The organism is Marinomonas sp. HM11-D (genome assembly GCF_057626615.1).
Genome location: NZ_JBMMKT010000009.1, coordinates 1 through 13,792 on the forward strand (window position 1 = coordinate 1; position 13,792 = coordinate 13,792).

14 protein-coding genes are annotated in these 13,792 nt (G+C 48.8%); 2 read left to right on the forward strand and 12 right to left on the reverse strand.

Annotated features, from left to right (window positions below; translation table 11 throughout):
- Positions 1-132: 132 nt before the first annotated feature.
- The 6 genes from ispH to murJ form a co-directional block, all read right to left on the reverse strand.
- Positions 133-1,086: a 4-hydroxy-3-methylbut-2-enyl diphosphate reductase gene (ispH, locus tag ACOSVP_RS12545; RefSeq protein ID WP_487347852.1), complete on the reverse strand. Its 954-nt coding sequence runs from the start codon at positions 1,084-1,086 to the stop codon at positions 133-135.
- On the reverse strand, positions 1,086-1,511 hold the full coding sequence (locus tag ACOSVP_RS12550; protein ID WP_487347853.1) for an FKBP-type peptidyl-prolyl cis-trans isomerase: 426 nt from the start codon (positions 1,509-1,511) through the stop codon (positions 1,086-1,088). Before ACOSVP_RS12550 ends, ispH begins: the two co-directional genes overlap by 1 nt.
- Complete coding sequence (gene lspA / locus ACOSVP_RS12555) at positions 1,501-2,007, reverse strand: signal peptidase II (protein ID WP_487347854.1); 507 nt, start codon at positions 2,005-2,007, stop codon at positions 1,501-1,503. The genes ACOSVP_RS12550 and lspA overlap by 11 nt, the downstream gene beginning before the upstream one ends.
- A gap of 5 nt (positions 2,008-2,012) precedes the next feature.
- A complete protein-coding gene (gene ileS / locus ACOSVP_RS12560; protein WP_487347855.1) occupies positions 2,013-4,835 on the reverse strand; it encodes an isoleucine--tRNA ligase in 2,823 nt (940 codons plus the stop codon).
- A 31-nt stretch (positions 4,836-4,866) separates the two neighbouring features.
- A complete protein-coding gene (gene ribF / locus ACOSVP_RS12565; RefSeq protein WP_487347856.1) occupies positions 4,867-5,796 on the reverse strand; it encodes a bifunctional riboflavin kinase/FAD synthetase in 930 nt (309 codons plus the stop codon).
- A 99-nt stretch (positions 5,797-5,895) separates the two neighbouring features.
- The gene (gene murJ, locus ACOSVP_RS12570; RefSeq protein ID WP_487347857.1) at positions 5,896-7,455 is read right to left on the reverse strand and encodes a murein biosynthesis integral membrane protein MurJ; all 1,560 of its coding nucleotides are present in this window, start codon (positions 7,453-7,455) and stop codon (positions 5,896-5,898) included.
- 224 nt (positions 7,456-7,679) lie between these two features.
- Here murJ and rpsT point away from each other — a divergent pair, with 224 nt between their 5' ends.
- Positions 7,680-7,943: a 30S ribosomal protein S20 gene (rpsT, locus tag ACOSVP_RS12575; protein WP_487347858.1), complete on the forward strand. Its 264-nt coding sequence runs from the start codon at positions 7,680-7,682 to the stop codon at positions 7,941-7,943.
- Between the two features lie 62 nt (positions 7,944-8,005).
- On the opposite strand, the gene ACOSVP_RS12580 is transcribed toward rpsT, so the two are convergent.
- The 5 genes from ACOSVP_RS12580 to rplU all read right to left on the reverse strand — a co-directional run bounded on the left by ACOSVP_RS12580 (position 8,006) and on the right by rplU (position 11,435).
- Positions 8,006-8,368: a diacylglycerol kinase gene (locus tag ACOSVP_RS12580; RefSeq protein WP_487347859.1), complete on the reverse strand. Its 363-nt coding sequence runs from the start codon at positions 8,366-8,368 to the stop codon at positions 8,006-8,008.
- Positions 8,369-8,383: 15 nt separating this feature from the next.
- Positions 8,384-9,508, reverse strand: a complete 1,125-nt coding sequence (proB, locus tag ACOSVP_RS12585) for a glutamate 5-kinase (protein WP_487347860.1) — start codon at positions 9,506-9,508, stop codon at positions 8,384-8,386.
- 22 nt (positions 9,509-9,530) lie between these two features.
- The gene (gene cgtA, locus ACOSVP_RS12590) at positions 9,531-10,721 is read right to left on the reverse strand and encodes an Obg family GTPase CgtA (protein WP_487347861.1); all 1,191 of its coding nucleotides are present in this window, start codon (positions 10,719-10,721) and stop codon (positions 9,531-9,533) included.
- A gap of 108 nt (positions 10,722-10,829) precedes the next feature.
- The gene (gene rpmA, locus ACOSVP_RS12595; protein WP_055462841.1) at positions 10,830-11,090 is read right to left on the reverse strand and encodes a 50S ribosomal protein L27; all 261 of its coding nucleotides are present in this window, start codon (positions 11,088-11,090) and stop codon (positions 10,830-10,832) included.
- Between the two features lie 36 nt (positions 11,091-11,126).
- A complete protein-coding gene (rplU, locus tag ACOSVP_RS12600) occupies positions 11,127-11,435 on the reverse strand; it encodes a 50S ribosomal protein L21 (RefSeq protein WP_487347862.1) in 309 nt (102 codons plus the stop codon).
- 284 nt (positions 11,436-11,719) lie between these two features.
- Here rplU and ispB point away from each other — a divergent pair, with 284 nt between their 5' ends.
- Entirely contained in the window at positions 11,720-12,709 is a 990-nt protein-coding gene (gene ispB / locus ACOSVP_RS12605; RefSeq protein WP_487347863.1) for an octaprenyl diphosphate synthase, read from the forward strand.
- On the opposite strand, the gene ACOSVP_RS12610 is transcribed toward ispB, so the two are convergent.
- Positions 12,693-13,634, reverse strand: a complete 942-nt coding sequence (locus tag ACOSVP_RS12610) for an alpha/beta fold hydrolase (protein ID WP_487347864.1) — start codon at positions 13,632-13,634, stop codon at positions 12,693-12,695. The genes ispB and ACOSVP_RS12610 overlap by 17 nt on opposite strands.
- Between the last annotated feature and the right edge of the window lie 158 nt (positions 13,635-13,792).

Below are 13,792 nucleotides of genomic sequence, written 5' to 3' on the forward strand. Positions count from 1 at the left end.
TGTTTCCAGTTCGCGGTGCAGTCCGTGGTGGTCTGCCGTGTCAGTGGGTGCGTATATTACCGTCGCGGATTTTTAATGCAAGCACTTTTTTGAAAAAAGTTTTAATTAATTAAAAGTGCCTGCATTGGGAGGTTAATGCACTTCAACAATACGCAGTTCTTTAGGCATGGAGAAGGAAACATTCTCTTCACGACCTTCAAGTTCACGTGGGTCTTCGCCCCCTTCCGCTTTCAAGCGCTCGATCACTTCATTGACCAACACTTCCGGAGCGGAGGCGCCGGCTGTAATGCCAACTGCTTTAATACCCTGCAACCATTCCGGTTTGATCTCACTGGCATTATCAATCAAGTACGCTTCTGTCCCCATGCGCCCTGCCAATTCACGTAGGCGGTTCGAGTTAGAACTGTTAACCGAGCCAACCACTAGAACGAGATCGCATTCTTGCGCCAAGGTCTTCACCGCATCTTGACGGTTTTGCGTGGCATAGCAGATATCGTCTTTCTTGGGACCTTGAATCTCAGGGAAGTGCTGACGCAGAGCATCGATGACAATTGAAGTATCATCCATCGATAATGTTGTCTGCGTAACAAACGCCAAACGCGACGGATCCTGCACTTTCAAAGTCGCTACATCTGCAGGTGTTTCCACTAGGTAAATAGCGCCGCCGTTTTTGGCATCGTATTGCCCCATGGTACCTTCCACTTCTGGATGGCCATCGTGGCCGATCAGGATACATTCCATACCATCACGGGAATAACGCACTACTTCCATATGTACTTTGGTAACCAATGGGCAAGTGGCATCGAAAACCTTCAGACCACGACGATCGGCTTCGTTACGCACAGCTTGCGATACACCATGGGCACTGAAGATAACGATTTGATCGTCTGGCACTTCGTCCAACTCATTAACAAAGATAGCGCCTCGCTCTTTTAATGATTCCACAACAAATTTGTTATGCACCACTTCATGACGTACGTAGATCGGTGCTTCAAAGATATCCAAGCAACGCTTTACGATTTCAATAGCACGATCAACACCAGCACAAAAGCCACGTGGATTAGCAAGCTGAATAGCAAAGGACATTAGGCCTCCTCTACCGCAACGATTTTGACGCGGTACGTTAAGGTATGGCCGGAAAGCGGATGATTAAAGTCTACTTCTACTTGGCTATCGCCGATTGATTTAATCACACCAGGCAATTCATTTTTGGCAGAATCCGAGAACGACACCACCATACCTTCCTCAATATCCATACCGAATTGGCTACGCGCCAAAGTTTGAACATTGCTTGGGTTGCGAGCACCGAACGCCTTTTCTGGTGGCATGGTAAAGGTCTTCTCATCCCCAGCAACCAACCCCAACAGCACTGCTTCAAAATCAGGCAACAGACTACCATCACCGTAGGTAAACTGCGCTGCATTCGTATCAAAGTTTGAATCGATGATTTGGCCATCTTCCAACGCCAGTTCAAAGTTCAAGGTAATACGGCTTTGTTCATTAATCGTCATTCTGTTTACCCTTGGGACTTTTTTGAAACAGCCCCTCAACCAGCATTAACACCACACCAATAGTAATAGCACTGTCGGCAATGTTAAACGCAGGAAAATACCAAGTAGATTGCCAGTGAACCTGTATAAAGTCGATCACATGCCCATATGCCAAGCGATCGTGCAAATTACCAATCGCACCCGCCATAATCAGCGTTAGGGACAAGGCTTCGAGTTTGTGAGTGTGGCCTATTTTCGATAAGCGCCAACTTATACCCACCACTACGGCTATAGCAATCAAAGAAAAAAACCAACGCTGCCAACCGCCGGCTTCGGCTAAAAAACTAAAAGCTGCACCCGTGTTGTAACGCAACGTCAAATCAAAGAAAGGCAGAAGAGGAATCTCCTGCCCATAGTGTAAGTTCGCTTCTACGCCCTGTTTGGTTACCCAATCCAGAGCGTAAACAGCGATTGCCAGCGCCCACCAGCGCTGGACTCGTTTTAGCATCGCTGTCATAAGCATTAAGCGAAGTGGCGTTGTTCGCCTTCGCCTTCCGGCAAGTTCGAGATACAACGATCACACAACTCTGGGTGTGCTTCACGTTTGCCCACTTCTTCACGGTGGTGCCAGCAGCGCGTACATTTCTCGTACTCAGTAACGGCTACCGCAACTTTCAGACCTTCAAGCTCTGTTGCGACCGCATCCGCTGGAGCATCCGCTAGAGAAGCGACTTTTGCCTCAGAAGAAATCAACACGAAACGTAGCTCATCGCCTAGCTTCGCTAGTGTTTCTTCCAGAGCAGCATCCGCGTAAAGCGTGATTTCCGCGCTTAGACTTGCTTTGATCTTGCCGTCTTTACGAGCTGACTCAAGCACCTTGTTAGCCGCCATTTTCGCTTCTAGCACTTGTTTCCAGAAGTTACGACCCAGAGCTTCGTCACCGCTTAGTTCAAATAGACCTTGGTACCAAGTATCTAGGAATACCGACTCGGTACGCTCACCTGGAAGAGACTCCCAGATTTCATCCGCTGTGAAGCTCAAGATTGGTGAGATCCAACGCGTGAAGGCTTCAGCGATATGGTACAGCGCGGTTTGTGCAGAACGACGTGCAAGGCTGTCTTCTTGCGTCGTGTACTGACGGTCCTTGATCACGTCTAGGTAGAAACCACCTAGATCCAACGAACAGAAGTTTTGGATCTTCTGAACCACTGAGTGGAACTGGTATTCGTTGTAGGCTTCGTCGATTTCTTTTTGAAGCTGTGCTGCACGGTCAACGATCCAACGATCTAGCGCGATCATGTTTTCAGGCGCCACTAAATCTGTTGCTGGGTTGAAGCCAGTTAGATTCGCCAACATGAAACGAGCCGTGTTACGGATACGACGGTAGCCGTCCGCTACTCGTTTTAGGATTTCGTCAGATACGGTCATTTCGCCCGTGTAATCTGTCGCAGCCACCCAAAGACGAATAATGTCAGCACCTAATGTTTCCATCACTTTTTGTGGTGAAACAACGTTACCCAGGGACTTAGACATCTTACGACCGTCACCATCTACCGTGAAACCGTGTGTTAGAACACCTTTATATGGTGGTACACCGCGGATCGCGATCGATGTTTTCAACGATGATTGGAACCAACCACGGTGCTGATCCGAACCTTCAAGGTAAAGATCCGCTGGGAAGCTTAGCTCGTCGCGTTGATCGATCACTGAGTAGTGCGTCACACCCGAGTCGAACCATACATCTAGCGTGTCGGTTACCTTGCTGTACTTATCAGCCTCATCACCTAGTAGCTCTGCTGGGTCTAGATCGAACCATGCATCCATACCGACTTCTTCGATACGTTTAGCCACTTCTTCAATTAGGCGTGGAGTCTCTGGGTGAAGTTCTTGTGTTTCTTTGTTGATGAACAGGGCAATTGGTACACCCCACGTACGCTGACGCGATACACACCAGTCCGGACTGTTGTTCAACATACCTTCCATGCGGTTTTGACCCCATGCAGGCGTCCATTTCACACCTTTCACGGCTTCTTTGGCATCGTCTAGTAGACCTTTCTCATCCATGCTAATAAACCATTGTGGTGTCGCACGGAAGATCAAAGGTGTTTTAGTACGCCAGCAGTGTGGGTAGCTGTGGAAAATCTTAGATTGGAACACTAGGGCATTATTACGGCCTAGGGCTTCTAGTACAGCGTCGTCAACTTTGTACACGTGCATACCCGCGAACTCACCTGCTGCTTCTGAGTAAACACCGTTGTCTTGTACTAGGTTGATGGTACCGATACCGTTCGCACGACCAACGTTAAAGTCGTCTACACCGTGGTCAGGTGCCGTGTGTACACAACCTGTACCGGCATCTGCTGTCACGTGCTCACCCAGTAGAACTGGGATGTCACGTTCCATAAATGGGTGGTTAAGCACAAGACCACCAAGATCTGCGCCCACAACACGACCCACGATACGGTAGTTTTCTTGACCGTAACGCTTCATGATGCCTTCGACCATATCTTCAGCAAACACTAGACGCTCTTTACCCGCGCCCATGTCTACTTCAACTAGCGCATAGTTGAACTCTGGGTGAATCGATACCGCCTGGCTCGCTGGTAGTGTCCAAGGTGTTGTGGTCCAGATAACAACGGAGACTTTACCTTCGCCTTCTACATCAGAGAATTTGCCAAGGAACGCGGCTTCGTCTTGCGGTGCGTAACGCACATCTAGCGACAAGGAGGTTTTATCTTGGTATTCCACTTCCGCTTCCGCTAGTGCAGAGCCACCCACCACACTCCAGTAAACTGGCTTGAAGCCTTTTACTAGGTGGCCGTTTTCCGCGATCTTGCCCAGTGAACGCACGATGTTCGCTTCCGTCACGAAGTTCATCGTTAGGTATGGGTTTTCCCAGTCGCCCATCACACCTAGGCGGATAAAGTCTTTCTTCTGCTCTTCTACTTGCGAGTAAGCGTACTCACGGCATTTTGCGCGGAAGTCTTTGAACGATACTTTATCGCCCGCTTTACCGATCATTTGCTCAACTTTGTGCTCGATCGGCAGACCGTGACAGTCCCAACCAGGAATGTATGGCGCATCGAATCCACTTACGGTTTTAGATTTAACAATAATGTCTTTGAGGATTTTGTTAACCGCGTGACCAATGTGAATACTGCCGTTGGCATATGGAGGGCCATCATGAAGAATAAAAGATTTACGGCCTTTGCTTACTGCTCGTACTTTGTTGTACAAGTCCATATCTTGCCAGCGTTTAAGCATTGCTGGCTCACGTTTTGCCAAATCACCGCGCATTGGAAAGGCAGTATCTGGCAAATTCAGCGTTGATTTGTAATCACTCATGGTTATTCGATTTATCCTCAAAGATCATCGGTCACTGATTGGAAAAGAAACGTAGCGCTTCTTCTTTATCACATTGAATTTGTTTTTCTAGTTCTTCCAAACCGCTCATTTTGCGCTCTGGTCGAATAAAGTGGCGGAATGTCACCTCTAGGTAACGGGTGTACAAGTTGCCACTGAAATTAAATAGATGCACCTCAAGGATTGGCGTCTTGCCATCCACTGTTGGGCGAACTCCGATGTTGGCCACACCGGAATATTCTTGACCGTCCACTGGCACGGTTACAGCATACACGCCTGACAAGGCAGGCGTGACACCTTTTAAAAACACATTGGCGGTTGGGAAACCCAAACGACGCGCTAATTGCTGTCCGCCCACCACTCGGCCACCCATAGTAATCGGATGGCCCATCATAGCTTCTGCTGACACCATATCACCTTGATTTAGGCATTGTCTCACTAGCGAGCTACTGATGCGCGAACCTTCCCCATTTAGAATGGAAGACGTACTTTCCACATCAAAACCGTGCTGTGAACCAAAGGCTTCTAGATAATCAAAATTACCTTGTCGATCACAGCCAAAGCGGAAGTCATCACCGACAACCAAATGCTTCACGCCTAAACCGTCATGCAGCACTTGCTGGCAAAAAGCATTGGCGTCTAAATTACGCAGGCGACTGTTAAATGGCATACACAACACATAGTCAATGCCATGTTTGGACAGCAGTGCCACCTTGTCACGCAATCGCGATAAACGCCCTGGCGCATCCTGCGGTGCGAAAAATTCGCGCGGCTGCGGCTCAAAGATCATAATCCCAGACGGCGCTTGATAGTGCTCTGCTAACGACTTCACTCGGTTCAGGATCGCCTGATGCCCAAGATGTACGCCGTCAAAATTACCAATTGTGAGCACGCCATTACGTTGCGCTGCTTGGATATTGTGAATACCCCGAACCAGTTCCATATCACCTCGTACCGGCATAAAACCTATTAGCCGCTGAAAAAATAACCGCGATTATATAGCACTCCCCCTCGCAAAGGTAGGGAGCAAGCCCATCACAACCTAATCTTGAGCGCGTAAATGACGCATTCTTAGGCCACCCAATAGCAAACCTACGCCATACGCCAACACACCAACACCCACCACCAGCAGCATATGCTGCACACGCTGCCAACTAGAGATCTCTGTCCAAGCGATATTCAAGCTGTGATAAAACCATAGCCACGCCAACAACAGCGCAGAGCCAAGCAGCAACACCCGCAACATCAACCACCATTGTTTCGAGAAACGATGGCTGCCATCACGGTGCAGGCCAATCCACAATAGTAAAGCATTCAAGCCTGCCGAAAGACTGGTCGCCAGCGCCAAGCCAACATGCCCCAATGGCCAGACCAAGATCAGGTTAAACACCATATTCGCCACCATGGCGATCAAACCAACTTTCACCGGCGTTTTGGTGTCCTGGCGCGAATAGTAACCAGGCGCCAACACTTTAATCAGCATCATAAACACCAAACCAACAGAATAGGCCTGCAAACTCATGGCCGCCATATCAACATCGTGCGCCGTCAACTCACCGCGATAAAACACGGTGGCGAGAATAGGCTTCGCCAAAATACACAATGCTAACGCCGAAGGTACCGCAATCAACAACAACAAACGCAATCCCCAATCCAAGGTGCTAGCAAAGCGCTCCGCAGATTGGCTGGAGTGGCTACGGGACAAGGACGGCAAGATCACGGTACTGATGGCGATAGCAAAGATCCCTAGAGGTAACTCATATAAACGATCAGAAAGGTACAGCCAAGTAATACTGCCGGTCTCCAACAATGACGCCAGAACCGTATCGAGCAACAGGTTAATCTGCCCCACTGAAACACCGAATAACGCAGGTCCCATCAGCAGCAGAATGCGCTTCACACCAGGATGGGAGAAACCTACTTTCGGTCGTGGTAGTAACTTTAGACGTGCTAGAAAGGGCACCTGGAACAACAGCTGTACTAGACCTGCAGCAAACACCCCCCACGCGATGCTTAATTCCGCTTGCCCAGCACTGGTCGCAAAACCAAGTGTCGCCACCAACAACGAAATATTTAAGAAGATTGGCGTGATCGCGGGCACGCCGTATTGACCATGAGCGTTTAGAATTCCGCCCGCCAAGGCGGTTAACGAAATAAACAGCAAATACGGGAAAGTAATGGTCAGTAGATGAGAGGCCAGCGCCAATTGCCCTGCGTTATCAGCAAAGCCTGGTGCAAATACATACACCACCCAAGGTGACGCCGCCATAAACACTGCCGTCACAGCCAACAACACTAAGGTTAACGACCCAGTCACTGCAGACACCAGTTCGCGCACCGCATCATGCCCTTGATTGACACGATAATCACTCAGTACCGGCACAAAAGCCTGAGCAAACGCGCCTTCGGCAAACAGGCGCCGGAAGAAGTTGGGGATCTTAAATGCCACATAAAAGGCGTCGGCACCAGCGCTCGCCCCCAAGACATAAGCCAATGCTGCATCGCGCGCTAATCCAAGGATTCGCGAAGCGAATGTACAAATAGAAACCAGCAATCCAGAGCGCAAAAGTGATCGGGATTTAATCAATTGGGAGTCTGACATAAGATCATGTTCTAACGATAAATTTGAGCAAGAATAGCATTTAGCTGATGCTCAAACAGCCAAAAAATGTACTTTTCCAGAGTAATTATGTGTGTTTGGGGTTGTAGCAAAGCCAAAAGCTGGTAAAATCCGCCGCGAGATTTTCAAGTTAAACTTGACATTCACAGGCGATACAACAGTCCGTTGTGTCGTTATAATTATTGAAAGATTGAAGGAGCCAGACTGTGGCAAACTCCGCCGGTTCAAAAAAACGTGCGCGCCAGGCGATCAAGCATCGCGCTCACAACGGTAGCCTGCGCTCTATGGTGCGCACATACTTGAAAAAAGTAGATGCAGCTATTGAAGCAGGTAACAAAGAAGAAGCTCAAGCAGCATACGTAGTAGCGACATCTAAGCTAGACAAAGCTGCTGACAAAGGCCTATATCACAAAAACAAAGCAGCTCGTCATAAGAGCCGCTTGAGTGCTAAAATCAAAGCACTGGCCTAATCCCATAAAAAAACCGGCTTATGCCGGTTTTTTTATGTCTGTTGTTAACTGAGTGCCAGCACTCAGTTAAACAGTAGGAATAGCCATACCACACCCGCCAAACTCAAGCTCAGCATCACCGCCGCCGAACCTAAATCCTTTGCACGGCCTGACAACTCATGCTTCTCATCACTGATGCGATCCACTACCGCTTCAATGCTGGAGTTGATGGTTTCCACCACCAACACCAAACCTACTGAGAAAATCATCAGCGCTTTTTCCAGCGCCGAATCACCTAACCATAGGGCCAAGGGCAGTGCCACTAAAAACAGCCACACTTCCTGACGGAAAGCCGCTTCATAACGCCATTGTGCGCGCAGCCCTTGATAAGAATAACGCGTTGCATCCAGCACACGCTCTAATCCAACTTTACCTGGCTTTGCCATGTGTAAACCTTTCCTCTAATTAACCACTAAGTCATCGCGGTGAATCAGTTCAGGCTCGCCTTCATAACCTAAGATACCAGCACGCTCTGTCGACGGCTTACCAAGCAACTTAAGCGTTTCCGCGATACTGTAGTTAACCAAGCCTCGCGCCACGATACGGCCGCTCTGATCCACACACATCACCATGTCACCACGAGAGAAAGTGCCTTCTGCATCCTTAACACCGACTGGCAGCAAACTCGTGCCAGACTGACGCAGTGCACGTACCGCACCATCGTCTAGGATCAGGGTACCACGACTCTTTAGGTGACCCGCTAACCATTGTTTACGCGCTGACAAGCGGTCATGCTCTGGCTGCAACCAAGTACCGATATTCTCACCGATGGCTACACGCAGAATCACACTGCCCTCACGTCCCGATGCAATCACCGTATGCGCCCCAGAACGGGCAGCCAGACGCGCTGCACGCACCTTGGTCAACATACCGCCTGTCCCCAACACCCCAGCACCACCGCTGGCCATTGCGTCTAAGCTTTCATCCCCTGCCGAAGCATGCGAGATTAATGTTGCATCTTTATGATCACGAGGGTTTTTATCATACAAACCTTTTTGATCCGTTAAGATAATCAGCGCATCCGCTTCCACTAGGTTCGCGACCAAAGCACCTAAGGTATCGTTATCGCCAAAGCGGATCTCATCGGTTACAACGGTGTCGTTCTCATTAATAATGGGTACAACACCTAGGTTTAATAGCGTACGCAAGGAAGATCGAGCGTTTAAGTAACGGCGACGGTTGGACAAATCCTCATGGGTTAACAGGATTTGCGCAGTGCACAGGCCATGTACTTCAAAGTGAGATTCGTAAACGCCCACCAGCTCCATCTGACCAACGGCCGCTGCAGCTTGAAGTTCGTTTACCTGGGTCGGTCGAGTAGAGAAGCCTAGGCGTTTCATACCAGCGGCAATGGAACCCGAAGACACCAACACCACTTCCTTGCCCTGAGCGCGAAGCTGCGCAATCTGAGCCACCCATAGACCAATGTTTGCAACATCGAGACCTTGGCCATCGTTCGTCAACAAAGCACTGCCTATCTTCACAACCACTCGCTGAGCGGATGCAATCTTCTCTCTCATTTCCATTTACTGCTTATCTCACTAAAAGTTAACGAACGTATTCCACGTCCACATCGTAATCGTCATCATCAAAGTCATCGTCGTCATCTTGCGCTGCACGACGGCGGTTAGCGCGTAATAGACGGATACGCTCACGACCTTCTTCATCGATGAGATCACGGATAGCTTTTTCTTCTGCTTGCGCAGCTTCATCATTGGCTAGATTTTCACGCATTTCATCCAATGCGGTCATCAAGTCAAGACACAAGATTTCGGTACCTTCTGCGGCAATCGCAGAAATACGGTAAGTGCGACCTTCCCAACCCAGCGCATCAATCACGGCTTGGCAACGTTCTTCACGCTCGTCTTCTGGCACCATATCCAATTTGTTCAACACCAACCAACGATCACGCTTCTCCGCCAAAGTTGGCGAGAACTCATGAAGCTCGTTGACAGCAATCACTGCCGCTTGCGCTGGTGTAATTTCATCCCACGGCGCCATATCAACGATGTGCAACAAGATTCGGTTACGCACCAAGTGCTTCAAGAAACGGATACCTAGACCGGCACCTTCCGCTGCACCTTCGATAATCCCAGGAATGTCGGCAATAACGAAACTCTGGTGTTTCTTAACTTTTACCACACCCAAGTTTGGCACCAAGGTCGTGAACGGGTAATCCGCCACTTTTGGCTTAGCAGACGATACCGAACGGATAAACGTCGACTTACCTGCGTTTGGCAAACCTAATAGACCCACGTCCGCCAACACTTTCATTTCCAACTTAAGGTTACGCTCTTCACCTTCCGTACCCTTGGTCGTTTGACGCGGCGCACGGTTAGTACTGGATTTAAAGCGCGTGTTACCTAAACCTTTGTGACCACCTTGAGCCACTTTAAGACGCTGGCCAGGAGCGACCAAGTCACCTAGTGTTTCGCCAGTGTCTTCATCGATCACTGTCGTACCCACTGGCACTTTAACTTCAAGGTCTTCACCTTTAGAACCCGTCATATCACGGCCCATACCACCTTGGCCGTTTTCCGCGATGTACTTTTTGGTAAAGCGGAAGTCAATCAGGGTATTCAGGGAATCATCTGCCACCAAATACACGCTACCGCCGTCACCACCATCGCCGCCGTCTGGGCCACCTTTCGCGACAAATTTTTCTCGCCAGAAGCTCAAACAGCCGTTACCACCTTTACCTGCGCGAACGTAAATCGTGGCTTCATCAACAAATTTCACAAAATCACCTCTTAGGTGCGTTATCAGAACTCAGTGGCACTGATTATAGGATTTTTCCAAAAAAAAAGCCCCGCGTTGCGGAGCTCTTTTTTGTGATTCGCGAAGCGATTAAGCAGCAGCTACGACAGAAACTGTACGACGCTTGAACTTACCTTTAACTTCGAATTTCACTTGACCTTCAGCAACAGCGAATAGAGTGTGGTCTTTACCAACACGTACGCCTTCACCAGCGTGGAATTCAGTACCACGTTGACGAACTAGAATGTTACCTGGTACAACAACTTGGCCGCCAAAGCGTTTAACACCTAAGCGTTTCGACTGACTGTCGCGACCGTTTTTAGTACTACCACCAGCTTTTTTGTGAGCCATGATTTACTCCTAAATATTGAATCTGTAAACGCTTAATTAGTTAATACCAGTGATTTTCACTTCTGTGAACCACTGACGGTGACCTTGGCGTTTCATAGAGTGTTTACGACGACGGAATTTCAAGATTTTAACTTTGTCGCCACGGCCGTGAGCAACAACTTCAGCTGTTACTTTCGCGCCTTCAACAACTGGAGCGCCAACTTTAACGTCGTCGCCGTTGCTTACAAGAAGAACTTCAGCAAACTCAACAGCAGAACCAGCTTCAACAGCTAGTTTTTCAACTTTAAGAGTTTGACCTTCCTGTACACGGTATTGCTTACCGCCTGTTTTGATCACTGCAAACATTTATCTATCTCCAAATGAATTTGCCCGGCTACTGGATTGTATTTGACCTACTTCTAGTGGCTTGTAAATGCATGCCATTCAAAGACTTACACTTCACCATATGATAGGGAGCAAAAATGTGGGCAAATCGGACGCCGAATTGTACAAAAGAGAACCAGCAAACACAACCCAAATCACACTCTGAACAGTATTTTTACGGTTTTGGGTTGACCCCGTGTGGGAGCTTACCTAGCATGGACGCCTCTTGCTGTTCAGCTTGACTATTTTTTAGCTTCGGAAGTTCCATGCAATCTACTAATTTTCATGACGTGGTGGCCGATGAATTCGGTCAGGTAAACGACTACATTGTTTCGCAACTTAAGAGCGAAATCCCTCTCATCGAGCAAATTGGTTACTACATTATCAGCAATGGCGGTAAACGTTTACGCCCATTGATGGTACTACTAGCCGCTCGCGCCGCACAGCCGAGTACTGGTCTAACAGCATCTACTTTAAGCAACGCTGTAAAAATGGCCTCAATCATTGAGTTCATCCATACCGCTACGCTACTGCATGATGACGTGGTCGATGAGTCCGATATGCGTCGCGGCAAAAAAACCGCCAATGAAGAATGGGGCAATGCTCCGAGCGTACTAGTCGGTGACTTCCTCTACACGCGCGCGTTCCAAATCATGGTGGATGTAGGCAGCTTCCAGTGCATGGAAATCCTATCTGGCACAACTAACATCATTTCCGAAGGTGAAGTGCAGCAGTTAATCAACTGTGGCGATCCAGACACCACCGAAGAAAGCTACATCAAGGTCATCCAATACAAAACTGCAAAACTGTTTGAAGGTGCGGCTTTGTGTGGTGCCGTCGTCGCAGAAGCCAGCATCGAGCATCAAGAAGCATTACGCCAATACGGCATGTATGTAGGCACCGCGTTCCAGCTGATTGATGACGTGATGGACTATGTCTCTACCGCAGAAGAAATGGGTAAGAGCGTCGGCGACGATTTGGCAGAAGGCAAACCAACGCTACCACTAATCTTCACCATGAAGCACGGCACCGATGAAGCCAAAGCACGCGTTCGTTCCGCCATCGAAACAGGCGGCCTTGACCACCTAGATGCCATCTTGGCTGACGTACGTGATTGTGGCGCCATCGAATACACGGAAAACGAAGCAAAGAAACAAGCAGAACTGGCGATTGCCGCCATCGCTTGCTTACCCGACACGGATTACAAACAAGCCTTGGTCAGCCTTGCCAACGCTGCGGTTAACCGCCGTAACTGATGACAAAGTCCGAGTGCGCCAGCGCTCGGACGCCCTCTTCCCCACGCTCTATAATCGCTCGTACCAATTCAGCGGTTTCATTTGGGAACTGCATCATAAAGCAGTGATCGCCCTGCACTTCAATAAAATGTAAATTTGGATTCAGCGTTTGCGCCAAGCGATAGGACGCTTGGAACATCTCATGGGTATCCGTACCCCACAGTACGAACGTGGGAGTGGTGATGCCTTCTAGAGATTGCCATAAGGTTCGCGGTGAACTGCCAAATACAGCAGCCTCCAACCATGGCGGACAGTTGAGTTCACGCTCACCTTGATCATTATCATGAGTCGATGCTGTGACGAAGTCTGCTAGGCAACGCTCTTGCCAACCGATAAAAGCACCACGACTACGCAAGCTATCCATCACCTCATCAGAATTAGCCCAATGAGTGCGACGACGTTCGGTTTGGCGTACCAATAAAGACTTACGTGCTTTTTCATGGGGATCCAGCGCCATCAGTTGCGCAATCATTTCCGGCGGATAAAAAGCTGGATCCAACAAAATATTCTTTTGAAACAAATTCGGTTCACGGGCACTCATTAATAGGGTCATACAACCGCCAAAACTATGACCTAAGCCAACGAGAGTGGACCAATCGTGCTGTTCGCGTTGCTGCATTAACAGCGCCTGAAAGCGCTCTGAAGAGCGTTCCCAACCGACAAACTGCTCCCCTGCGGGAGATAAGCCATGCCCCGCCGCATCTTGCAACATCAGATTATCTTGCCCGACGATGCCTTCGAGCAAAGCATCGTAACTGCGTACTGCAAAGCCATTGCCATGCAGGAAGTGTAAGGTTCGGGGGGCGTCATTGAGCAAATGTAAGTGAACGGATAACTCCCCATCCGATACCGATAAGTTTTTTTGTTGGTAGGTAATTCTGCTCACTTTCGCTCCTATCCTGTCGTGATACCGCTTCGAAATCCCTCTAAAACAAGGGGCTTTTATGCTAACCCTTCGGCTTCATCTGTGTAAATTTTGTCTTTTTGTTACGTAAATAGACAAAAAAAACGTACTTTTACCGACTCTGAATTGGTTTTTTTCCG

Bases quoted from the DNA above. Each gene is read 5' to 3' on its own strand.
- ACOSVP_RS12580 (WP_487347859.1), bottom strand. From the start codon at position 8,368: ATGGCAAAGCCAGGTAAAGTTGGATTAGAGCGTGTGCTGGATGCAACG.
- murJ (WP_487347857.1), bottom strand. From the start codon at position 7,455: ATGTCAGACTCCCAATTGATTAAATCCCGATCACTTTTGCGCTCTGGA.
- rplU (WP_487347862.1), bottom strand. From the start codon at position 11,435: ATGTTTGCAGTGATCAAAACAGGCGGTAAGCAATACCGTGTACAGGAA.
- proB (WP_487347860.1), bottom strand. From the start codon at position 9,508: ATGGAAATGAGAGAGAAGATTGCATCCGCTCAGCGAGTGGTTGTGAAG.
- ACOSVP_RS12550 (WP_487347853.1), bottom strand. From the start codon at position 1,511: ATGACGATTAATGAACAAAGCCGTATTACCTTGAACTTTGAACTGGCG.
- ispH (WP_487347852.1), bottom strand. From the start codon at position 1,086: ATGTCCTTTGCTATTCAGCTTGCTAATCCACGTGGCTTTTGTGCTGGT.
- ispB (WP_487347863.1), top strand. From the start codon at position 11,720: ATGCAATCTACTAATTTTCATGACGTGGTGGCCGATGAATTCGGTCAG.
- lspA (WP_487347854.1), bottom strand. From the start codon at position 2,007: ATGACAGCGATGCTAAAACGAGTCCAGCGCTGGTGGGCGCTGGCAATC.
- rpmA (WP_055462841.1), bottom strand. From the start codon at position 11,090: ATGGCTCACAAAAAAGCTGGTGGTAGTACTAAAAACGGTCGCGACAGT.
- ribF (WP_487347856.1), bottom strand. From the start codon at position 5,796: ATGGAACTGGTTCGGGGTATTCACAATATCCAAGCAGCGCAACGTAAT.
- ileS (WP_487347855.1), bottom strand. From the start codon at position 4,835: ATGAGTGATTACAAATCAACGCTGAATTTGCCAGATACTGCCTTTCCA.